Source organism: Nostocoides sp. HKS02, from assembly GCF_009707485.1.
Classification (GTDB): Bacteria; Actinomycetota; Actinomycetes; order Actinomycetales; family Dermatophilaceae; genus Pedococcus.
The window spans coordinates 2,106,145-2,126,654 of sequence record NZ_CP046121.1 but is presented as its reverse complement, the minus strand read 5'-3'; the positions used below and the strand labels follow the sequence as shown (position 1 = coordinate 2,126,654).

Annotated in this window: 21 protein-coding genes; 11 read left to right on the top strand and 10 right to left on the bottom strand. The window is 69.9% G+C overall.

Annotated elements, in window-relative coordinates; translation table 11 throughout:
- Positions 1-42: 42 nt before the first annotated feature.
- Positions 43-483 carry an acyl-CoA thioesterase domain-containing protein gene (locus GKE56_RS17475; protein ID WP_230209314.1) on the top strand — a complete coding sequence of 147 codons (441 nt, stop codon included), beginning with the start codon at positions 43-45 and terminating at the stop codon, positions 481-483.
- Positions 484-495: 12 nt separating this feature from the next.
- On the top strand, positions 496-1,581 hold the full coding sequence (gene ychF / locus GKE56_RS10120; protein WP_154684445.1) for a redox-regulated ATPase YchF: 1,086 nt from the start codon (positions 496-498) through the stop codon (positions 1,579-1,581).
- A 22-nt stretch (positions 1,582-1,603) separates the two neighbouring features.
- On the opposite strand, the gene GKE56_RS17470 is transcribed toward ychF, so the two are convergent.
- Positions 1,604-2,584 carry a DUF3761 domain-containing protein gene (locus tag GKE56_RS17470; RefSeq protein ID WP_230208893.1) on the bottom strand — a complete coding sequence of 327 codons (981 nt, stop codon included), beginning with the start codon at positions 2,582-2,584 and terminating at the stop codon, positions 1,604-1,606.
- 395 nt (positions 2,585-2,979) lie between these two features.
- Here GKE56_RS17470 and GKE56_RS10110 point away from each other — a divergent pair, with 395 nt between their 5' ends.
- Together GKE56_RS10110 and GKE56_RS10105 are read left to right on the top strand one after the other, a co-directional pair.
- Positions 2,980-3,606, top strand: a complete 627-nt coding sequence (locus tag GKE56_RS10110; RefSeq protein ID WP_154684444.1) for a cation transporter — start codon at positions 2,980-2,982, stop codon at positions 3,604-3,606.
- 98 nt (positions 3,607-3,704) lie between these two features.
- Positions 3,705-3,914: a hypothetical protein gene (locus tag GKE56_RS10105; protein ID WP_154684443.1), complete on the top strand. Its 210-nt coding sequence runs from the start codon at positions 3,705-3,707 to the stop codon at positions 3,912-3,914.
- Between the two features lie 11 nt (positions 3,915-3,925).
- Here the strand turns inward: GKE56_RS10105 and GKE56_RS10100 are convergent, their stop codons facing one another.
- The 8 genes from GKE56_RS10100 to GKE56_RS10065 all read right to left on the bottom strand — a co-directional run bounded on the left by GKE56_RS10100 (position 3,926) and on the right by GKE56_RS10065 (position 11,980).
- On the bottom strand, positions 3,926-4,783 hold the full coding sequence (locus GKE56_RS10100) for a trypsin-like serine protease (RefSeq protein WP_154684442.1): 858 nt from the start codon (positions 4,781-4,783) through the stop codon (positions 3,926-3,928).
- Between the two features lie 64 nt (positions 4,784-4,847).
- Positions 4,848-5,576, bottom strand: coding sequence for a VIT family protein (locus GKE56_RS10095; RefSeq protein ID WP_154684441.1), 729 nt, complete (start codon positions 5,574-5,576; stop codon positions 4,848-4,850).
- Complete coding sequence (locus GKE56_RS10090; RefSeq protein ID WP_154684440.1) at positions 5,569-5,877, bottom strand: 4a-hydroxytetrahydrobiopterin dehydratase; 309 nt, start codon at positions 5,875-5,877, stop codon at positions 5,569-5,571. The genes GKE56_RS10095 and GKE56_RS10090 overlap by 8 nt, the downstream gene beginning before the upstream one ends.
- Before the next feature lie 47 nt (positions 5,878-5,924).
- Positions 5,925-6,926 carry an ABC transporter ATP-binding protein gene (locus tag GKE56_RS10085; protein WP_370518375.1) on the bottom strand — a complete coding sequence of 334 codons (1,002 nt, stop codon included), beginning with the start codon at positions 6,924-6,926 and terminating at the stop codon, positions 5,925-5,927.
- A gap of 115 nt (positions 6,927-7,041) precedes the next feature.
- A complete protein-coding gene (locus GKE56_RS10080; RefSeq protein ID WP_230208892.1) occupies positions 7,042-8,064 on the bottom strand; it encodes an ABC transporter ATP-binding protein in 1,023 nt (340 codons plus the stop codon).
- Positions 8,061-9,074: an ABC transporter permease gene (locus GKE56_RS10075; protein ID WP_154684438.1), complete on the bottom strand. Its 1,014-nt coding sequence runs from the start codon at positions 9,072-9,074 to the stop codon at positions 8,061-8,063. Before GKE56_RS10075 ends, GKE56_RS10080 begins: the two co-directional genes overlap by 4 nt.
- An 86-nt stretch (positions 9,075-9,160) precedes the next feature.
- Positions 9,161-10,921 (bottom strand): ABC transporter substrate-binding protein, encoded by a 1,761-nt coding sequence (locus tag GKE56_RS10070; protein ID WP_230208891.1) that lies wholly within the window; start codon positions 10,919-10,921, stop codon positions 9,161-9,163.
- 63 nt (positions 10,922-10,984) lie between these two features.
- On the bottom strand, positions 10,985-11,980 hold the full coding sequence (locus GKE56_RS10065; RefSeq protein ID WP_154684436.1) for an ABC transporter permease: 996 nt from the start codon (positions 11,978-11,980) through the stop codon (positions 10,985-10,987).
- Positions 11,981-12,176: 196 nt separating this feature from the next.
- Here GKE56_RS10065 and GKE56_RS10060 point away from each other — a divergent pair, with 196 nt between their 5' ends.
- The 7 genes from GKE56_RS10060 to GKE56_RS10030 all read left to right on the top strand — a co-directional run bounded on the left by GKE56_RS10060 (position 12,177) and on the right by GKE56_RS10030 (position 19,420).
- Positions 12,177-12,635 carry a (deoxy)nucleoside triphosphate pyrophosphohydrolase gene (locus tag GKE56_RS10060; RefSeq protein WP_230208890.1) on the top strand — a complete coding sequence of 153 codons (459 nt, stop codon included), beginning with the start codon at positions 12,177-12,179 and terminating at the stop codon, positions 12,633-12,635.
- A gap of 64 nt (positions 12,636-12,699) precedes the next feature.
- Positions 12,700-14,583: a translational GTPase TypA gene (gene typA / locus GKE56_RS10055; protein ID WP_154684434.1), complete on the top strand. Its 1,884-nt coding sequence runs from the start codon at positions 12,700-12,702 to the stop codon at positions 14,581-14,583.
- A 37-nt stretch (positions 14,584-14,620) separates the two neighbouring features.
- Positions 14,621-16,324, top strand: coding sequence for an ABC transporter substrate-binding protein (locus GKE56_RS10050; RefSeq protein WP_195908075.1), 1,704 nt, complete (start codon positions 14,621-14,623; stop codon positions 16,322-16,324).
- Positions 16,321-17,235, top strand: a complete 915-nt coding sequence (mshB, locus tag GKE56_RS10045) for an N-acetyl-1-D-myo-inositol-2-amino-2-deoxy-alpha-D-glucopyranoside deacetylase (protein ID WP_154684432.1) — start codon at positions 16,321-16,323, stop codon at positions 17,233-17,235. Before GKE56_RS10050 ends, mshB begins: the two co-directional genes overlap by 4 nt.
- Positions 17,232-17,738, top strand: a complete 507-nt coding sequence (locus GKE56_RS10040; protein WP_370518374.1) for a flavin reductase family protein — start codon at positions 17,232-17,234, stop codon at positions 17,736-17,738. The genes mshB and GKE56_RS10040 overlap by 4 nt, the downstream gene beginning before the upstream one ends.
- A 9-nt stretch (positions 17,739-17,747) precedes the next feature.
- Positions 17,748-17,888 (top strand): hypothetical protein, encoded by a 141-nt coding sequence (locus GKE56_RS10035; protein WP_154684431.1) that lies wholly within the window; start codon positions 17,748-17,750, stop codon positions 17,886-17,888.
- Positions 17,885-19,420, top strand: coding sequence for a VanW family protein (locus GKE56_RS10030; RefSeq protein WP_154684430.1), 1,536 nt, complete (start codon positions 17,885-17,887; stop codon positions 19,418-19,420). Before GKE56_RS10035 ends, GKE56_RS10030 begins: the two co-directional genes overlap by 4 nt.
- Here GKE56_RS10030 and GKE56_RS10025 read toward each other — a convergent pair.
- Entirely contained in the window at positions 19,398-20,498 is a 1,101-nt protein-coding gene (locus GKE56_RS10025; protein ID WP_154684429.1) for a GNAT family N-acetyltransferase, read from the bottom strand. The genes GKE56_RS10030 and GKE56_RS10025 overlap by 23 nt on opposite strands.
- Between the last annotated feature and the right edge of the window lie 12 nt (positions 20,499-20,510).

Below are 20,510 nucleotides of genomic sequence, written 5' to 3'. Positions count from 1 at the left end.
CCGTCGACGGGGGGCGCCACGACCACCGCTCAGCCTCCCCAGCTGCCCCCGCCAGAGGAGTGCATCTCGGCGGCGGAGGCGCCGCCCGGGTTCCTCAAGCACGCGTCCCTGCTGGAGCGGCTCGACCTGCGGCTCGACCCCGCGACGACCGGCTGGGCCGTGGGCAAGCCCTCGGGCAACGGCGTCATCCGCGGCTGGCTCCGGATGGCCGATGGCCGCGAGCCCGACCCGCTGTTGCTCCTGCTGGCGGTGGACGCCCTCCCACCGGTCGCCTTCGAGCTCGGCCTACCCGGCTGGACCCCCACGCTCGAGCTCACCGCGCACGTGCGGGCGCGTCCCGCGCCGGGCTGGCTGCGGGTCAGCCTCACCAACCGCACGCTGACCGGCGGCTTCCTCGAGGAGGACGCCGAGGTGTGGGACAGCGCGGGCCGACTGGTCGCCCTGTCACGGCAGCTGGCCAGGGCGTCCGCACCGCGACGGTAGACTCTCGGCCTTGTGGCTCTCACTATCGGAATCGTCGGACTGCCCAATGTCGGCAAGTCCACGATGTTCAACGCCCTGACCAAGAACAACGTGCTCGCCGCGAACTACCCGTTCGCGACCATCGAGCCGAACGTCGGGGTCGTTCCCCTGCCGGATGCGCGGCTGGGCGCCCTTGCCGAGATCTTCGGGTCCGAGAAGATCCTGCCGGCGACCGTCTCGTTCGTCGACATCGCGGGCATCGTCCGGGGTGCGTCGGTGGGCGAGGGGCTGGGCAACAAGTTCCTCGCCACCATCCGTGAGGCCGACGCGATCTGCCAGGTGGTGCGCGCGTTCGAGGACGGCGACGTCGTGCACGTCGACGGCAAGGTCTCGCCGGCGTCCGACATCGAGACCATCCACACCGAGCTCATCCTCGCCGACCTGCAGACCCTCGAGAAGGCCGTGCCCCGCCTGGAGAAGGAGGCGCGGATCAAGAAGGAGTCCAAGCCGATCCTCGACAACGCGGTGGCCGCGCAGAAGGTCCTCGACGAAGGACACACCCTGTATGCCGCGGGCGCGGCTGCCGGGGTCGACCTTGACCTCGCGCGGGGCCTGGGCCTGCTGACCACGAAGCCCTTCATCTACGTCTTCAACCTCGACGAGGACCAGCTCTCCGACGCCGATCTGCACGCCTCGCTGCGCCAGCTCGTCGAACCGGCCGATGCGGTGTTCCTCAACGCCAAGCTCGAGATGGACCTCATGGACATGGAGCCGGCCGAGGCGATGGAGCTCCTCGAGTCGTTCGGCGCCACCGAGTCGGGGCTCGACCAGCTGGCGCGCACGGGCTTCCACACCCTCGGCCTCCAGACCTACCTGACTGCCGGCCCCAAGGAGTCGCGGGCCTGGACCATCGGCCAGGGCTGGACCGCCCCCCAGGCTGCTGGGGTGATCCACACCGACTTCCAGCGTGGGTTCATCAAGGCCGAGATCGTGTCCTTCGACGACCTCGTCGCGGCCGGGTCCATGGCGGCAGCCAAGGCGGCGGGCAAGGTGCGGATCGAGGGCAAGGAGTACGTCATGGCCGACGGCGACGTCGTGGAGTTCCGTTTCAACGTGTGACCTGGGGCGGCTCGACCAGTGCCTACGTGTAGAACACTCGGACGCCGCCGTGGTGTGAGCAGGCGCCTCGGTGGTGGGCGGCATACGAGTAGGTGCCGTCGTTGCACAACGCGGTCGCCCCGTTCCCGGGCACGACTGGTGCAGGAGCCGGCGCCGGAGCTGGGACGCGGGGCGGCGCCGGTGTGGTCGGGGAGGTCGCCGCGGTGACGTAGGTCCGGTAGGCAATCCACCAGTTGGTGGCGATGGCGTGTTGGGCCGTCGCCAGGGTGATGGTGTGGTTGCAGACCAGGGTGTGGAGCGTGTTCTCCACGCGGTCCTTGACCCGGGCGCCCTCGGCGGTGGCGTACGGCTCTGGCCACAGGTTCGCGGTGGCTGCGGGGGAGCCGCCGAGCTCGAGAGAGATCAGGTGGTCTTCTTCGTAGTCGCCGGTGGTGGTGTCGCCCTTGTAGGCGTAGCCGCTGGCGAGCTGCTGGATCTTGAGTCGGGTCGTCACCGAGGAGGGCGGCCGCACAGTGGCGGTCCAGCCGGCCACGCAGATCGTGCTCCTGATGGTGGCCTGGGTGACTGCGGGGTTGACGGCTCCTGGGGTCCGTGCCGCGTTCGGCAGGACCGCGCCGGCAGCGTTGACGGTGTCACCGGCGGCCGCTGGGATAACCCGGGCCGCGGCCGGGACGTGGCTAGGCTGCGGCGGGTTGGTCGCGGACGGGCTCGCGGCTGTGCTCGTGCCCGCGCTCGCGGACGCTGCCGGTCGGCTCCGGGCAGGGGCCCGGGAAGCTGCTGCGGGGCTGGCCGTGGTGGCGGGGGTGGGCGGTGCCGGGGCGGCCACGGCGGCCAGGGTGAAGGCCGCCAGGGAACCCGCCAGGGTGGCGGCTGCCGCGGTTCGGCTGCGCAGGTGGGCCCACCGGACCCGACCTCGGAGCAGACCGATCACGCCGATGACGAAGCCGAACATGGCGATGGCGGTCACCGCGCCGCTCAGGCCCGTACCAGCTGCCCCAAGCATCACCGCCATCGTCAAGCCGCCCCATCCGCACAGCGCGGCAACGGGTATTCGGCGGGGACTCACCTGGGACTCACCGGGGATGCGGCGCCCTTTCCACCGGGGGCGTGGGCGGCTCGGGCCGCAGTCTGGTCGGCGTTCACGCGTGGCCTCCCCGCCCCGATGGTCAAGGAACGCTATCGGCGTGCCGGCATCGCGCGCAGGAGATTGGCCCCTTTTGCTCCGATTCGGGGCGCGGGCGCTTGGGGGAAGGTGCCGGCGGACGCTGGGCTGAGCGCGCCCCCTCCGTCGTGGGGGAAGGGAGAGGGCGCGCAGCCGCATCCTGCCCATCACCGGCTGAGGTCGACCTGAGCGCCCCTGCGTTTTCCCGGCGGCTACCCGAAGCTAGTCTCGCTGCGATGTCCGAGTCAGCCGTACCCACCGCGCGGTCCCCGCTCGAGCCAGCGGTCCGCGCCGGGCTGCTGCGCCGTGGGGTGCGGCTCGAGCGCGCCACCCTGGCGTGGAACGTCGTCGGGCTGGGGGTGCTCGCCGTGGCTGCGGTGCAGGCGCGTTCGGTGGCGCTCGCCGGGTTCGGGCTGGACAGTCTCATCGAGATCGGTGCGTCGAGCGTGGTGCTCTGGGAGCTGTCGGGCACTGGTGAACACCGCCAACGCCGCGCCCTGCGCCTTATCGGGGCCGCGTTCGTGGGACTCGCGGTCTACCTCGCGATCCAGTCCACCATCGTTCTCGTCAGCGGCTTCCATACGCGCCACAGCCCGCTGGGGATCATCTGGACCGCGGTGACGGCCCTGGTCATGTTCGCCCTGGCCGCGGGCAAGGCGCGCACCGGTGCCGCGCTCGACAACCCGGTGCTGACCACCGAGGGGCGCGTCACCCTGATCGACGGGCTGTTGGCCACCGCCGTGCTCGCGGGCCTGATGCTCAACGCGCTGGTCGGTGCGTGGTGGGCGGATCCGGTCGCTGGGTTGGTGATCGTCGTCTACGGGCTGAAGGAAGCTCGCGAGATCTTCAGCGGCGACCACTGACACCCTCGGCGTCGGTGCGCGCAGACGTGGCCCACGCCCACAGGGAGTGCACAGCCACGGCATACCTCGGTGGCAGGGCCGTCCACCACGGTGGAGCCATGACGACCACCGCGCAACGCCCCTCACTCGCCCTGCATGGCCGCACCCGCCGGTTCGCCGCGGCCGCCGCGCTCGCCGCCGGCCTGTCGATCCCGGTGACCGGCGCCGGCTCAGCCGTTGCCGCCGGACACGGCCCCAGCCTGGCCTCCACGATCGCCGTGACCGGTGCGCTCACGGCGCCCATCTCGATGGGCCGCAACGACGTCTGAGCGGCGGACCGTCAGCTCGCGGGGTACACCCCGAAGCCGGCCAGCCAGTCCTGCACAACGGGGATGTCGACCCGCTGCAGACCGTCGATCGAACGACAGGTCGAGCTGTAGGTGTAGCTCGCGACGCCGACCTGGTAGCCGCCGTTGAACGACGGACCGCCCGAGTCGCCGAAGCAGATGCCACCGGTGCCCTTGGAGTCGTTGCTGCTGCCGTTGACCTGCAGGATCTGCGAGGTGAGCTTCTGGCCCGGGGCATCGGCGACGCGACGCAGGATCGGGTAGGACTGCGGCGTCGGGTTCTGGGGGCCGGAGTCGGCCCTGGTCACGTCGACGCCGTAACCGACGGCCGTGAAGAGCGTCGAGTTCAGGACACTCGGGGTGAACTGGTCGAGGTAGCCCACCGGCGCGAGCGACACCGGGGTGATGTCGGTGACCGGCTGGTCGAGGACGACCACTCCCACGTCGTTCCAGCTGTCCTTGTCCGTGAAGTGCGAGTACGCCGGGTGGGCGTATGCCGTGCCGCTGCGCCAGCCGTCGGCCGCCAGCTCGGCGGCGGTGTAGCCCACGGTCGGGTCCGCCGCCGGCGGCAGCGACGACGACGGGTCCTGGGCGATGACCGAGTCGAACGACACCGCGGTCTTGCCGATCGTGCCGTCGGCGCAGTGCCCCGCGGTCAGCACGATGGTCGGCGACACGAGGGTCGCGCTGCAGCGCTGCCGGCCCGAGGCGTCGTAGTACCCGATCATGCCGACGTTGGGGTGGCCGCCACCGTCGGCCTGCCCTCCGGTGATCGCGTTGGCGGCGAGCGCGCCGCCCGAGACCATCGCGGTGGTCAGGCCGAGGATCGCCACGGTGCGGCGGAGGTTCATGAAAGCTCCCTGGGTTGGCACGAGGTGCCCAGCGTAGAGCCAGTTGGCCTGAGGTGAGGGCGGTTTAGAGCTGAGTGCCGACGGCGCGGCCGACGACGTAGGTGACGAGCATGGCCACCACCCCGCCCAGCACGTTGCGCACCACCGCAGGGCGGCGAGGCGCACCGCCCAGCCCGGCACTCGTCCATCCGGTGAGCGCGAGCGCCGCCACGACGGCGAGCGCGGTGACCGGTACGCGCGCGGTGACGGGCGTGAGCAACATCGCCAGCAGCGGGAGCAGCGCGCCGCAGGTGAAGCTGATCATCGACGCCCACGCGGCGTGCCAGGGGTTGGTGAGGTCGTTGGGGTCGATGCCGAGCTCTGCCTCCGCGTGGGCGCCGAGCGCGTCGTGGTGGGTCAGCTGCTGCGCGACCTCGTGGGCCAGCTGTGGGGAGAGCCCCTTGCCCTCGTAGATGGCCGCGAGCTCGGCGAGCTCCTCCTCGGGCATCTCGCGCAGCTCGCGGCGCTCCTTGGCCAGCAGGGCGCGCTCGGTGTCGCGTTGTGTGCTGACGGAGACGTACTCACCGGCTGCCATGCTCATCGCGCCAGCAGCCAGACCGGCCGCGCCCGCCGTGAGGATCGCCGCCCTGCTCGTGGTGGCCGCAGCGACGCCGATGACGATGCCCGCGGTCGAGACGATGCCGTCGTTGGCGCCAAGGACCCCCGCGCGCAGCCAGTTCAGCTTCGCACCGATGGCCAGAGCGTGGGGTTCGCCCTCGTGGGGTTCGACGTCGGGCGTCGTGGTCTCAGCCATGACGAACCGCCCCGAGCCGTGCAGCCGCCTGCGAGATGCGGTGGGCGAGCTCGATGTCGAGCTGGGTCAGCCCGCCCTCGGAGTGGGTCGACAGCACCCAGCGCGTGGTGCGCCAGCGGATGTCGATGTCGGGGTGGTGGTCCATCTCCTGGGCCTCCACTGCGACCTCGTCGACGAGCCGGATCGCGGCCGGGAAGTCTGGTGCGTCCAGGGTGGCGGACAACGTGTCGCCCTCCCGCGCCCAGTCGGGCAGATCGTCGAGCTGTCGCTCGATCTCCTCGTCGGTCAGCAGCCTGGGCATGCCCTCACTCTGGCAAACCGGGCGGCGTGTGTCACCGAAGGCGACCCTCACTGGGGGGCGGTGGCCGCCGGCGTGGTGGCGGCCGGCGTGGTGGCGTTCTCGGGGAAGTGGCAGGCCACCCGGTGCCCGGGGGCGAGCTCGACCAGCGGCGGCTCCTGGGTCTTGCAGACCTCCTGGGCCTTCCAGCAGCGCGTGTGGAAGCGGCAGGCCGGGGGCGGGTTGATCGGGCTGGGGACGTCACCGGTGAGCCGGATGCGCTCGCGGCTGGTCCGGCGACCGGTGTCGGGGATCGGCACGGCGGACATCAGCGCGGTCGTGTACGGGTGCATCGGACGGCTGTAGAGCTCGTCGCGGTCGGCGAGCTCGACCATCTTCCCGAGGTACATCACGGCCACCCGGTCCGACATGTGGCGCACGACCGACAGGTCGTGGGCGATGACGACATAGGTGAGGCCGAACTCGTTCTGGAGGTCCTCGAGCAGGTTGATCACCTGGGCCTGGATCGACACGTCGAGGGCCGACACCGGCTCGTCCGCCACGATGAGCTTGGGTCGCAGAGCGAGCGAGCGAGCGATGCCGATGCGTTGCCGCTGACCGCCGGAGAACTCGTGCGGGTAGCGGTTGTAGTGCTCGGGGTTGAGCCCGACCAGCTCGAGCAGGTCCTGGACCGCGCGCTTGGTGCCGTGCTCGGTCTTGACCTTCTGGATGCGGAACGGGGCGCCGACGATCGTGCCGACCGTATGCCGCGGGTTCAGGGAGCCGTACGGGTCCTGGAAGATCATCTGCACGTCTCGGCGCAGTGGTCGCATGTCTGCGGTCGACAGGTGCGTGATGTCCCGGTCCTCGAAGAGGATGCGTCCGCCGGTGGGCTCGATGAGCCGGGTCAGCATGCGGCCGGTGGTGGTCTTTCCACAGCCGGACTCGCCGACCAGCGACAGCGTCTCGCCCCGGGCGACGTCGAAGGTCAGCCCGTCCACCGCCTGCACGGCGCCGACCTGGCGCTGCAGCAGGCCACGCCGGATCGGGAAGTGCTTGGTCAGGCCGGTCACCGACAAGAGTGCGTCGGTCCGCGGTTGAGTGGACGAGTCGGTGGTCTCGGTCGTCAGGTTCACTGGGGGTCTCCCGGGTCGTGCAGGTGGGCGGGTCTGGCGATGAGGTCGTGGCTCACAGCTTCGGCCGGATCTCAGACTCCCAGATCTGGCGGCGTTCCTCGTCGGTCAGGTGGCACGCGACGAAGTGGCCGGGCAGCACCTCCTCGAACGGAGGACGCTCGGTGCGAGCCAGTCCGTTGGTCCGGCCCTCGAAGGCGCAGCGGGGGTGGAACGGGCAGCCGCTGGGCACGTTGATCAGGCTCGGGGGCGAGCCCTTGATGGGGATCAGGCGCTCGGTGCGCTCTCGGTCCATCCGGGGCATCGAGCCCAGCAGGCCCCAGGTGTAGGGGTGCTGGGGACGCTCGAAGACCTCGTGGCCGGAGGCGTACTCCATGGACCGGCCGGCATACATGACCAGGATGTCGTCGGCCAGCTCGGCGACGACGCCGAGGTCGTGCGTGATGATGATGACCGCGGAGTTGAACTCCTTCTGCAGGTCCCTGATCAGGTCGAGGATCTGCGCCTGGACCGTGACGTCGAGGGCGGTCGTCGGCTCGTCGGCGATCAGCAGGTCGGGGTCGCAGGACAGCGCCATCGCGATCATCGCTCGTTGCCGCATCCCGCCGGAGAACTGGTGCGGGTAGTCGTCGACCCGCGAGTTCGGCTGAGGGATGCCGACGCGGTCGAGCATGTCGATCGCGTGCTTTCGGGCCACCGACTTGGAGACGTCGTTGTGCACCCGGTAGGCCTCGACGATCTGATGGCCGACGGTGTAGAAGGGGTGCATCGCGGACAGCGGGTCCTGGAAGATCATCGCCATCTTCTTGCCGCGCAGCGACCGGACCTGCTCGGGAGTGGCACCGACGAGGTCGGTCCCATCGAGCAGGATCTCGCCCGTGATGCGGGCGTTGTCACCGTGGTGCAGACCCATGATGGACAGGCTCGTCACGCTCTTGCCCGAGCCGGACTCGCCGACGATGCCGAGGGTCTTGCCGCGCTGGAGCTGGAAGGACAGTCCGTCGACGGACTTGACCAGTCCGTCCATGGTCTGGAAGGCGACGCGCAGGTCCCGCACGTCGAGGAAGGGTTCGCTCACTGGACACGCACTCTCGGGTCGACGACGGCATACAACAGGTCAACGATCAGGTTCGCGAGGACCACGAACACCGAGGCGACGAGGACGACGCCCAGGATGCGCGGTAGGTCCTCATCACCGATCGCGAGGATCGCGTAGTGACCCAGGCCATCGAGGTTGAAGGCGGTCTCGGTGAGTACCGCACCGCCGAGCAGCAGGCCCAGGTCGAGCCCGAAGATGGTCAGGATGGGGGTCAGCGCCGCACGGAGCCCGTGCTTGAGGACCACGGTGCGCTCCGAGAGCCCCTTGGCGCGCGCCGTGCGCACGTAGTCCTCGTTCATGGTCTCGAGCATGCCCGCGCGGGTCAGGCGCGCGTACTGGGCAGAGAAGAGGAACGCCAGGGTGATCCACGGTGCCAAGAGGTCACTGGCCCACAGCAGGGGGTTCTGGGTGATCGGCGTGTAGCTGCCGCCCGGCGGGATGAGGCCCCATTGGTAGGCGAAGAAGGCCAGCACCATCAGGCCGGTCCAGTAGATGGGGAGCGAGACGCCGGCGAGGGAGATCGTCATGGCGAAACGGTCGAAGAAGGTCCCTCGGCGCAGGGCCGAGAGAACACCGGTAGCCACTCCGACGACCAACCAGATGACGGCGGCACCAATGGCCAGCGAGAACGTCACCGGGGTCACCCGCAGGATGTCGGGCAGCACCGGGCTCTTGGTCTGGAAGGAGTAGCCCAGGCACGGAGCCGGGCAGTGGTCGATGCCGGTGCCGATGTTGTAGTCGACGCCCGTGAAGATGCCGCGCAGCCAGTGCCAGTACTGGACCCAGATCGGGTCGTAGAAGCCAAGGTTCTGCGCCATGAGGTGCACCGTCTGGGCGGTGGCGGACCGTCCGACGTAGCGGGCCGCCAGGGTCTCCGCCGAGGCGCCGGCAAGCCGGGGCAGGAGGTAGAAGATCGCGAACGTGATGATCGTGACGACCATCAGCAGGCCGATCGCGGCCAGCAGTCGCCGGATGATGTAGGTGATCACAACGGTGCGGCAGGGGTGGCCGGCCCGGTCAGGGCCGGCCACCCGCTGTTGCCTTCACCCGCTCTCTGTGTGCAGGGATGGTCGAACTAGGACGACTTGCCGAGGGCCACGTAGTCGTAGTAGCCGAACTGCTGGTTGATGAACACGTTGGTCAGGTTCTTGCCGCGCAACAGGAGTGCGTTGGCGTAGACGCCCGGGTAGACCGTGGCGTCCTCCATGACCAGCTTGTCGATCTGGCCCCAGATGGCGTTGCGCTTGGTGACGTCCAGCTCGTTCTGAGCCTGGTCGAGCAGCTTGTCCACCGCAGGGTTGCGCACCGAGATGTTGGACGAGCCGCCCGTGTCCCGGATGACCCGAGAGTCGACGATCTGGGCGAGGAAGCCGTAACCGTCGTTCCAGTCGGCGCCCCAGCCGTTGACGCACAGACCGAGGTCGTTCTTCACGACGTACGGCGGGTTGCCGCAGTAGGTCGAGAAGTAGTCCTTCTTCGGGTAGCCCTTGAGGTTGACCGTGATGCCGACCTTGGCAAGCGCCTGCTGGAAGGCCTCGGCGACAGCCTTCTCCTTCGGCCGCTCGGCGCGGTAGCCCATGTTGGTCGTGAAGCCGTTCGGCTTGCCGCACTTGGCGAGCGCGGCCTTGGCCTTCGTCACGTCACCCTTGTTGTCCGGGGTCGGGTAGAGGTCGAACTTCTGGTAACCCGGGATGATCGGGGGCAGCAGCGTGGTCGCCAGCTGGCCACCGGTGAACTGGCCACCGTAGGCGGTCTGGTACGACGTGCGGTCCATCGCGTACTGGACGGCGATGCGGCAGTCCTTGTTGTCGAACGGCTTGACCGTGCTGGGGATCGAGACGTACCACAGGCGCGCGATGGTCGGGTTGTCCGCGCGGGCCTTGAGGTCAGGCGTCGTGAGGACCCGGCTCTGCGTGGCCGAGGTGACACCCGTTCCGGTCACGTGCACGTCGAGGTCGCCGGCGATGATCCGGTTGTCGATGTCCTCGGCGTTCTGGTTGAACTGCATGTCGATCTCGTCGACGAGCGCCGGGCGGTTCGGGTCGGTCGCCTTGCTCCAGTTCGGGTTGCGGACCAGCGTGTAGCCCTTGCCCTCGACGTAGGAGCCCTCCTTGAACATGTACGGACCGGAGGAGATCGGGTGCTCCTTGTACTTCGCACCCGTGTCCTTCGCCTGCTCCACAGGCATCACCTGAGGCGTCATGGCGACGTAGTCGAAGCCGGAGAACGCCGTCTTGAGGTGGAAGGTGATCGTCAGGTCGTCGGGCGTGGTGATCGCCGAGTCGGTGTTCACACCCTTGGACTGGTAGACGCCCTTGTAGCCGGCCGGCCAGTTGAGCATGTCGTTGAGGTAGGTCGGCCCATCGGGGAAGACCGTCTTGTCGTACTGGCGCTCGACGGCATACTTCACGTCCTTGGACGTGATCGGGGTGCCGTCCTCGAACTTCAGGCCCGAGCGCAGCTTGTAGGTCCAGGTCTTGCCGCTGTCGGGCGAGGTGCCCTTGCCCACGGCCAGGTCGCCGACCAGCTCAGAGCTCGCCTGGCCGGGCACCACCTTGAACATCGTGAGGGACCGGCCGTACAGCCGGATGAAGTCCCACATGTACCCGTAGTAGGTGTCACCAGGGTCGGTGCTGTCGGGCTGCGCGTCGTCCGCGAACTTCAGCGTGCCCCCCGTCTTCGTGGACGGGTTGTAGACAGCGTTGAGCGCGGCGTTGAACGAGGCCTTGGTGGTGCCGCCGCTCGAGGAGGAGCCACCTGTGCCCGGGTTGCTGGAGCTTCCCGCGCACGCGCTCAAGCCGAGGGCGGCCACAGCGATCATGCTGGTGACGCCCATCAGTTTCTTTGTTTTCATTGTGCACCCTTCTGGATACGGAAGTTGATGCGCGTTTCCTCGCATCTAGCGTGCTCGGGGATCGAGTGCATCGCGCAACCCGTCGCCGAACAGATTGAAGGCCATGACGGTCAGGAAGATCGCCAGCCCGGGCCACACCATGAAGTACGGCATGGTGTAGAAGTTCACGGCCTCGCTGAGCATGCCGCCCCACGACGCGGTGGGCGGCTGGACGCCGACACCGAGGAACGACAGGGCCGCCTCGAACAGGATGTTGGTCGGGATCAGCAGGGTCGAGTAGACGAGGATCGGCGCGATCAGGTTGGGCAGCAGCTCCGAGCGCAGGATGCTCGGGCTTCGCGCGCCCAGGCTGCGCGCGGCGTCGACGAACTCTCGCTCGCGCAGCGACAGCGTCTGTCCGCGGACGATTCGGCCGATGTAGGGCCAGTTGAAGAACCCGATGATGAACACCAGCAGGGTGATGCGCAGCGCGAGGCCACTCAGGCCGAACGCCTGGTCCGGGATCACGCCGACGAGGGCGATCGCGAACACCAGCAGCGGGAACGCCAGGAAGATGTCCATGGTGCGGCCGATGATGGCGTCGACCCAGCCGCCGAAGAAGCCAGCGATGATGCCCATCGTGGTGCCGATGACGACCGACAGCAGCGTGGCGAGGAAGGCGATGAGCAGGGAGATCCTGGATCCGTAGACGATGCGCGCGAAGATGTCGCGACCGTTGACGGGCTCGATGCCCAGGGGGTGGGCCCCGCTGATGCCTCCGTAGGCGCCCTTGGGCCCGAGCGTGCCACCGGCGGTGTCGATGAGGTCCTGATGGAACGCGTTCGGGTCACCCCCGAGAAAATGCGTGATCAGCGGCGCGAAGATGGCGACGAGGATCAGGAAGATGAGGAAGAAGAAGCCGGTGATCGCGACCTTGTCCCGCTTGAGCCGGGACCACGCGATCTGGCCGAGCGAACGCCCTTCGATCCGTCGCTCACCGACGAGAACCGCTTCGGGCTCAGCGATGCTGGCCCCCGGCTCGAACTCGAGCGGAGCGCTCACGAAATCGTCCTCCAGACGCCGGATACGGCGGTTTGTCGATGTGGTGGAGAGCTGCGGCGCGGGTCACGCGCCGCGCTCGGTGCGGGGCTCGGCGCCCATCATGGACGCCGGGAGGCCCGCCAGCAACCACCCGATGCGAAATCGTGACGCGCTGAAATGTTTTTGCCCACACCCCGGCCGGACCAAAGGAATTCTCGTGACAACCCCTGATCCCGACGCACACCAGCACGGTCCACGAGCCGCGCGGACGGCGGTGGTCGGCGCCGCGATCGTCGACGACCTCGTGCGCCCGACACGGCTGCTGGCCGCGCGCCGGACCGAGCCCCCCGCGCTGTCGGGCGGGTGGGAGTTCCCGGGCGGCAAGGTGGACCCGGGCGAGACGGAGCAGGAGGCGCTGCACCGTGAGCTGCGCGAGGAGCTGGGTGTGGAGGTGGTGCTCGGAGCGAGCCTTCCCGGCCCCCTGGCGGGTGACCGCTGGCCGCTGGGGGACCGGTACGCCATGACGGTCCGCTGGGCGGTGGTCACCGACGGCGAGCCCGCGCCGCTCGAGGACCACGACGAGCTGCGCTGGCTGTCGCTGAACGACCTGTATGCCGTGCCGTGGCTGCCGGCCGATCTGCCCATCGTCGACCTGGTGGCCACGCACCTCACCTGAGGCTTTCGGTGCTGGTCAGGCGCCGTGGTCGGACCGTGCTCGAATTCCTGAGACAATGGTGCTCATGCCTATGAAGACCCGCGGTGACATCCGCAATGTCGCCATCGTTGCCCACGTCGACCACGGAAAGACCACGCTGGTCGACAAGATGCTCTGGCAGGCCGGTGCGTTCGGCGAGCACCAGCACGTCGACGAGCGGGCGATGGACTCCGGTGACCTGGAGCGCGAGAAGGGGATCACGATCCTCGCGAAGAACACCGCGATCCACTACGCCGGGAAGGCGGCCGCCGAGGCGGGTCTGCCCGACGGGGCGACGATCAACATCATCGACACCCCCGGTCACGCCGACTTCGGTGGCGAGGTCGAGCGCGGCCTGAGCATGGTCGACGGTGTCGTCCTGCTGGTGGACGCGTCCGAGGGCCCGCTCCCGCAGACCCGGTTCGTGCTGCGCAAGGCGCTCGCGGCCAAGATGCCGGTCGTGCTGTGCATCAACAAGGTCGACCGTCCTGACAGCCGCATCGCCGAGGTCGTCGACGAGGTCTACGAGCTCTTCATGGACCTCGACGCCGACGAGCACCAGATCGAGTTCCCGATCGTGTACGCCTCGGCCAAGAACGGCCGCGCGTCGATGAACCGCCCCGAGAACGGCGGCCTGCCGGACGCCGAGGACCTCGAGGCGCTCTTCGAGACGATCCTGTCGACGATCCCCGCGCCGGTCTACGACGACGAGGCCCCGCTGCAGGCCCACGTCACCAACCTCGACGCCTCCAACTTCCTCGGCCGCCTGGCCCTCCTGCGCGTGCACAACGGCACGATCCGCAAGGGCCAGCACGTCGCCTGGTGCAAGGTCGACGGCACCGTCGAGCGCGTCAAGATCACCGAGCTGCTGATGACCGAGGCGCTCGAGCGCAAGCCCGCCGAGTCGGCCGGCCCCGGCGACATCATCGCCATCGCCGGCATCCCCGAGATCATGATCGGCGAGACCTTGGCCGACGCCGAGAACCCGATCCCGCTGCCCGTCATCACCGTCGACGAGCCGGCCATCTCCATGACCATCGGCACGAACACCAGCCCCATGGTGGGTCGCGTGCGTGGCTCGAAGGTCACCGCCCGCATGGTCAAGGACCGCCTCGACAAGGAGCTCGTCGGCAACGTCTCGCTCCGCGTGCTGACCACCGAGCGCCCGGACGCCTGGGAGGTCCAGGGCCGTGGTGAGCTGGCGCTCGCGATCCTCGTCGAGCAGATGAAGCGCGAGGGCTACGAGCTCACCGTCGGCAAGCCGCAGGTCGTCACGCGTGAGGTCGACGGCAAGACCCACGAGCCCGTCGAGCGGCTCACCATCGACACCCCCGAGGAGTTCCTCGGCCCGATCACCCAGATCCTCGCGGCTCGCAAGGGCCGGATGGAGCAGATGACCAACCACGGCACCGGGTGGATCCGGATGGAGTTCCTCGTGCCCTCGCGCGGTCTCATCGGCTTCCGCACCGAGTTCCTCACCGAGACCCGCGGCACCGGCATCGCCCACCACGTGTTCGAGGACTACGAGCCCTGGTACGGCACCATCACCACCCGGACCAGCGGCTCGCTCGTGTCCGACCGCACCGGGGTCGTCACGGCATACGCCATGGTCAACCTCCAGGAGCGCGGCACGCTGTTCGTCGAGCCCACCACCGAGGTCTACGAGGGCATGATCATCGGCGAGAACTCCCGCGCCGACGACATGGACGTCAACATCACCAAGGAGAAGAAGCTCACCAACGTGCGCGCCTCCTCCTCCGACAACTTCGAGAAGATCGTGCCTCCTCGCAAGCTCAGCCTCGAGCAGTCCCTCGAGTTCTGCCGCGAGGACGAGTGCGTCGAGGTGACCCCGGAGGCCGTGCGCATCCGCAAGGTCGAGCTCGACCAGACCCTGCGCGCCCGCGCGGCTTCTCGGGCGCGCAACGCCTGAGCGGCGGGGCGGGCGACTCGTGCGAAACTCCCGCCGCGTGCGCGCTGCCGTCGCGGTGGCCGGCGTCCTCACGACGCTGGTCGCCGCCGCGTGCAGCAGCTCTCCTGGCACTACCCAGTCCTCGGGGCCCCGAGGCGAGCTGACGGTGCTGTCCCTCGGGCCCGTCACGACCTGGGACCCGCAACGGCTGTCCACCCCGCAGGACATCGCGTTCGCGGGCCGGACCTTCCTGCGCACCCTCACGGCTTTTCCGCCAGGTCGTGACGCGACCGCCCAGCGGCACGTCGTCGGCGATCTCGCGACCGACGCCGGCAGTCCCGACTCGACCTTGAAGGTCTGGCGCTTCACGCTCCGCAAGGGGATCTCGTGGCAGGACGGCTCGCCCATCACCTGCGAGGACGTCCGCTACGGCATCGCGAGATCGTTCGCCCAACCCTTCGCCAGCGAAGGGCTCACCTACCCGTTGGCCTACCTTGACCTCCCGCGCAAGGCCGACGGCTCGACGACGTTCACCGGGCCGTCCGACGCTTCGGGCCAGGCGGCGTTCGACAAGGCCGTGTCGTGCAGCGGCTCCACCATCACCTTCCGGCTCGCCGCGCCGATGGCGGACTTCAGCGAGGCGCTCGCCATGCCCGTGTTCGCCCCAATGAAGAAGTCCGCGGACAAGGGCAAGGCCGGCACGTATGCCGTGTTCAGCAGCGGCCCCTACCTCCTCAAGGAGCCCTGGGACTCCAGCGCCGGTGGCACCTTCGTGCGAAACGCCAAGTGGGACAAGGCATCTGACCCGATTCGCAAGGCGTTGCCCGACTCCATCCACTATGTCCAGGGCACCGAGTCGCAGACCGCCGTGCAAGCGGTCATCAACAACCAGAGCGAGAACACCGCCGCGGTGACGCTCGACTCGGCGCCACCGGCGATGCAACAGCACGTCCTCTCCGACCCGGGCCTCAGGGCGCGGTCGGTCAATCCCTCCTCGCAGTTCGTCGACTACCTCGCGCCCAACGTCGAGCGTGGCGTCATGAAGAACCCCGACGTCCGGACCGCCCTCGCGCTCGCGACGAACCGCGACAGCTATGTCGCGGCCCTCGGCGGCGCCAGCGCCGCCTCGGCGGCATACTCCTTGATCGGTCCCACCCTGCCGGGCCACCGCTCCGACGACCCGCTGGGGGCCGGGTCCGCCGGAGACGCCGCCGCGGCCCGCACCGCGCTGCAGAAGTCCGGGCTCACGCTGCCGGTCACCGTGCGGGTGGCCTACCGGTCGACCCCCACCGCCGACAAGGCGATGGCCGCGCTGAGCAACGGCTGGCAGGATGCCGGCTTCTCCGTCAAGCTCCAGCCCATCGCCAAGAACTACTTCGAGACGATCTCCGCACCCGCCCAGCTCGCGAAGACGGACGTGTTCTGGGCGAACTGGGCACCTGCCTGGCCCTCGGCGTCCACCGTGATCCCCCCGTTGTTCGACAGCCGCCTCAACCTCACCGGCAGCGGCACCGGGCGGGACTTCGGCGGCTTCACCGATGCCAAGGTCAACGCGACAATCACCCATATCCAGTCCCTCCCCAGCCTCGACGACCAGGCGCCCGCGTGGGCGGACCTCGACGCGTCGCTCGCCCGGCGCGCCGTGTTCGTCGCGCTCGCCCAACACAAGTCGCTCTACGTCGCGGGCAGCGCCGTGACGCGCTTTGGCGCCAACGAGGCGTTGGGCGGGTTCGTCGACCTCGCGGCGATCGGGGTCGGGTGACCAGCGAGGGCGCGGCGGGCCCGGCGCAGCAGCCGTTGGTGTTCGTCCACGCCCATCCCGACGACGAGACGCTCACGACCGGGCTGACGATGGCCCACTACGCCCGCGCGGGGCACCCGGTCCACCTGCTCACCTGCACCCTCGGTGACGAGGGCGAGGTCATCCCGGCGGAGCTGGCCCACCTCGACTCGGCGCACGACGACGCGCTCGGGCCCCACCGGCGTGAGGAGCTGCGCCGCGCCATGGCCGTGCTCGGGGTGCAGCACGAGGTGCTGGGCGAGCGCCCGGACGCAGGCGTACTGGCGCGCTACCGCGACTCGGGCATGGCCGGTACGGCGAGCGCGGCCCACCCCGCGGCCTTCGTCAACGCCGACGTCGCCGAGGCGGCTGAGCTCGTCGGCGAGGTGATCCGGCGGCTGCGACCCGTCGCCGTGGTGACCTACGACCGCTACGGCGGCTATGGCCACCCCGACCACATCCAGGCCCACCGGGTCACCTGCGCGGCGCTGGCCGCGCTGTCGCAGGACCGCCCCCCGCTGTATGCCGTGCTCACCCCGCGCTCGTGGGCGCGCGCGGACCGCGCGTGGCTGGCCGCGCACCCCGTCGACCCGCGGTGGGACCTTCCTCACCCCGACGGCGAGTACCCGCCATCCGTGGTCGACGATGGCTTCGTGACGCACGAGCTCCTCGCCCCCGAACTGGTCCCCGTCCAGGCCCAGGCCCTGCGTGAGCACCGCACGCAGGTCACGGTCGCGCAGGACGGCCTGACCTACGCGCTGTCCAACGACATCGCGGCTCGGCTGCCCGGCCGGGAAGGGTTCGCCCTGGTCGACCCGTCCAGCGGTGAGCTGGCCGCCGGTCGGCGGGGCGGCCCGCGGCATACCGGGATCATCGACGGGGTACAGCGGTGACGCAGGCACCGGTCCCCGCAGTGGCCACCGACGAGTTCCGCGCCGCGATGGGCAGGTTCGCCACCGGCGTCACGGTCCTGACCACCTTCTCCGGCGGCCACGACCACGCGATGACCGCCAACGCGCTCACATCGGTGTCGATGGATCCCATGCTGGTGCTCGTCTGCGTCGAGGTGGAGGCCCGGTTCCACGACGCGATCACGGAGTCCGGCGTGTGGGGGATCAGCGTGCTCGCCTCCGGGCACCGGCCCGTGGCCGACTGGCTGTCCACCCAGGGCAGGCCACTGCACGGCCAGCTGGACCGGATCGCGCACCGTCGCGGCCCGGTCACCGGCGTGGCTCTCCTCGAGGACGCCCTGGCCACGATTGAATGTCGCACCACGGACATCCATCCCGCGGGCGACCACAGCATCGTCGTCGGCGAGGTGGTGTCCCTGTCGACTACAGCACACCCGGGAGAGGCCCTGGTGTACTACCGAAGTCGCTACACGGCGTTGATGTAAGGGGCAGGCGTGAGGGAGAGCGGGTCGGCCACGCTGCGGTTGGCGGCGGCCCTGCTGGTCCTCGCCGCGGCCTACGTCGGCGCTGCGTGGTTCCTCGGCCGCCACGTGCCGGCCAACACCACCGTGGCCGGCGTACCGATCGGGGGATGACCCCGGCTCGCGCCGAGGAGACCCTGCGCCAGGCCCTGGCCACCGAGCAGCAGACCCCCGTGGTGCTCCGCGCCGGCGACCACAGCCTCACGCTCGAGCCGGCGACCGCAGGGCTCACCCTCGACCTCACGGGCGCGGTCGGGGGGTTGAGCGGCTTCAGCATCCGGCCGGCGGACCTCTGGAACCACCTCACCGGTGGCACCGACAGGCCGCTGCCCACGTCGGTCGACCGCGCGCGGCTGGAAGCCGCCCTCGCCAGCGCCGCCACGTCGTTCGACACTCCTGTCGTCGAGGGGGGCGTCACCTTCCCCGGCGGCACCGTGAGCGCGGTCCAGCCCGTCACCGGGTCCAAGCTCGCGGTGGGCGCCACCGCCGACGCCATCGCTGCCCGGTGGCCGGCGTCCGGCCCCATCCAGGCCAAGCTCGACATCACGGCACCTGCGGTGTCGGCGCAGGAGGTCACCCGGGCCACGACGCAGTTCGCCACGCCGGCGATGTCCGGGCCGGTCACGGTCGTCGTCGGTGCCAAGTCCGTCAGGGTCCCCCCGGCGGCCTTCGCGCCCGCCATCACCATGCGACCCGATGCGTCCGGCACCCTGGCCCCGGTCGTCGACGACGCCAAGCTGGTCACGATCGTGCGCGCTGCTGCGGCTGCTGCCGGCATCGAGGCGACCGCCCGGGACGCGCGGATCACGCTGTCCGGGACGACTCCCGTGGTGGTCCCGGCGGTGGCCGGCACGACGCTGGACGAGAAGTCCGTCGTCGCTGCGTTCGTGCCCGCGCTCACCTCGCCCTCGCGCACTGCCAAGGTCGTGACCGCGGTCGTGCAGCCGAAGCTCACGACCGCGCAGGCCCAGAAGATCAAGCCCAAGGGCGTCATCTCGACCTTCACGACCCAGTTCCCCGTCAGCCCGCCGCGCACCAACAACATCACGATCGCGGCCCGCACCCTCAACGGCACCTACGTCGCCCCCGACCAGCAGTTCAGCCTCAATGCCGTGCTCGGCCAGCGCACGGCGGCCAAGGGCTACGCCTCGGCCCCGGTCATCGTCGACGGCCGCCTGACGAAGGACTTCGGTGGCGGCGTCTCCCAGGTGTCCACGACGACCTTCAACGCCGCGTTCTTCGCCGGGGTGCGCATCGACCACTTCCTGCCGCACAGCTTCTACATCTCCCGCTACCCCGAGGGGCGCGAGGCGACCCTGTCCTGGCCGGACGTCGACCAGAAGTGGACCAACGACACCGGCAGCGGCATCCTCATCCGGTCCTTCGTGTCAGGGAGCTCCATCACCGTCACGTTCTACGGCACCAAGGTGTGGGACATCTCCTCGGTCAAGGGTCCGCGGCGCAACATCGTCCAGCCGAAGACCGTGGTCGACCCGAGCGCAGGGTGCGTGCCCCAGTCACCGAGCGTCGGCTTCGACGTCTCCGTGACGCGGGTCTTCGCCAAGGGCAGCAAGCCGGTCAGGACCTCGACCTTCACGACGCACTACCTCCCCGAGGACAGCGTCACCTGCACGCACGCGGGCTAGGGCGCCGGGCTGGGTGAGTCAGAGCTGGTGAGGGCTGGTCAGGGCTGGTCAGGGTGAGGTACGCGTACGACGAGTGTGTGGCGAAGCCGAGTCGGTGGTACAGCCGGAGGGCGACGGCGTTGTCGTGCTCGACCTGCAGGTGGATGAGCGCCACACCGGCCCGGTGCGCCTCGTCGGCCAGGCGAGCCGTGAGGTGCGCGGCAAGCCCGCGACCGCGGTATGCCGGGTCCGTCCAGACCGCTCCCAGCCCGGCCCAGCCTGAGGCGAAGCCCAGTCGGGCCAAGGCGACCGGGGTCGTGCCTGCGGCGTCGGCGCCACGGAGCCCGAGCTGCTGCGACAGCCCGCCGCCCGGGGTGATCTGCCCAAACACCTGGCGGGGACTTCCGGTGAGCACCTGCTCGGTCACGCCCGGCACGGTCGAGCGGGTGCCCCGGTATGCCGCCAGCCAGGCGGGCCCCGGGTCCGGGCTGGTCGAGACGGCCGGGCCACCCGGGTCGGCGGCCGCCACCGCCGCCGTGGCCGCCGTGAGGTTGACCGTGCGGCTGCCGACGACGTAGCCACGCCCGAGCAGCAGCGCGCCGAGCGGGTCGTCGGCTGGGTCGAAGCCCTCGGGCCCGGCGACGGCGAACTTCGCGGGGAGCCGGCGCGCGGCATACCAGGCCTCCACGGTGTCCACCGCCTGGGCGAGCGGGAGGCCGGGGTCGCCCGCCGGGACCACGGAGTTGCCCCGCTGGGTGAAGCCGGCCGAGGCCCGCAGGACCCAGTCGCCGAGGCGCTCACGGTCCACCGCGCCCCACGCCGGAACCATCACCCGCTGGAGGTCGTCGACCGAGATCGCCAGGTGCGGGGCGCCGCGTCGCGACGGCTTCGGCGGGATCTCCTTGGCGGCGGTGACGCGGTCGAGCGCGATGGTGACGGTGCCACGGCTGGTCTCGACGGTGACCGCCACGTCGTCCGCTGACACGAGGGTTCCCACGGCGTCGGTGAGGGTCGCCCCCGTGGCCTGGTCCGGCGCGTCGAGCCGCCACCTGACCACCACCCGAGACCCCAGGGGGAGGGTGCGCACGTCGGTCGTCATGGGCCGCATAGT

What these genes read in the sequence shown, in the direction of transcription:
- GKE56_RS17470 (WP_230208893.1), bottom strand. Translation starts at nt 2,584, where the DNA reads ATGCTTGGGGCAGCTGGTACGGGCCTGAGCGGCGCGGTGACCGCCATC.
- GKE56_RS10110 (WP_154684444.1), top strand. Translation starts at nt 2,980, where the DNA reads ATGTCCGAGTCAGCCGTACCCACCGCGCGGTCCCCGCTCGAGCCAGCG.
- GKE56_RS10105 (WP_154684443.1), top strand. Translation starts at nt 3,705, where the DNA reads ATGACGACCACCGCGCAACGCCCCTCACTCGCCCTGCATGGCCGCACC.
- GKE56_RS10100 (WP_154684442.1), bottom strand. Translation starts at nt 4,783, where the DNA reads ATGAACCTCCGCCGCACCGTGGCGATCCTCGGCCTGACCACCGCGATG.
- GKE56_RS10095 (WP_154684441.1), bottom strand. Translation starts at nt 5,576, where the DNA reads ATGGCTGAGACCACGACGCCCGACGTCGAACCCCACGAGGGCGAACCC.
- GKE56_RS10090 (WP_154684440.1), bottom strand. Translation starts at nt 5,877, where the DNA reads ATGCCCAGGCTGCTGACCGACGAGGAGATCGAGCGACAGCTCGACGAT.
- GKE56_RS10070 (WP_230208891.1), bottom strand. Translation starts at nt 10,921, where the DNA reads ATGGGCGTCACCAGCATGATCGCTGTGGCCGCCCTCGGCTTGAGCGCG.
- typA (WP_154684434.1), top strand. Translation starts at nt 12,700, where the DNA reads ATGCCTATGAAGACCCGCGGTGACATCCGCAATGTCGCCATCGTTGCC.
- GKE56_RS10030 (WP_154684430.1), top strand. Translation starts at nt 17,885, where the DNA reads ATGACCCCGGCTCGCGCCGAGGAGACCCTGCGCCAGGCCCTGGCCACC.
- GKE56_RS10025 (WP_154684429.1), bottom strand. Translation starts at nt 20,498, where the DNA reads ATGACGACCGACGTGCGCACCCTCCCCCTGGGGTCTCGGGTGGTGGTC.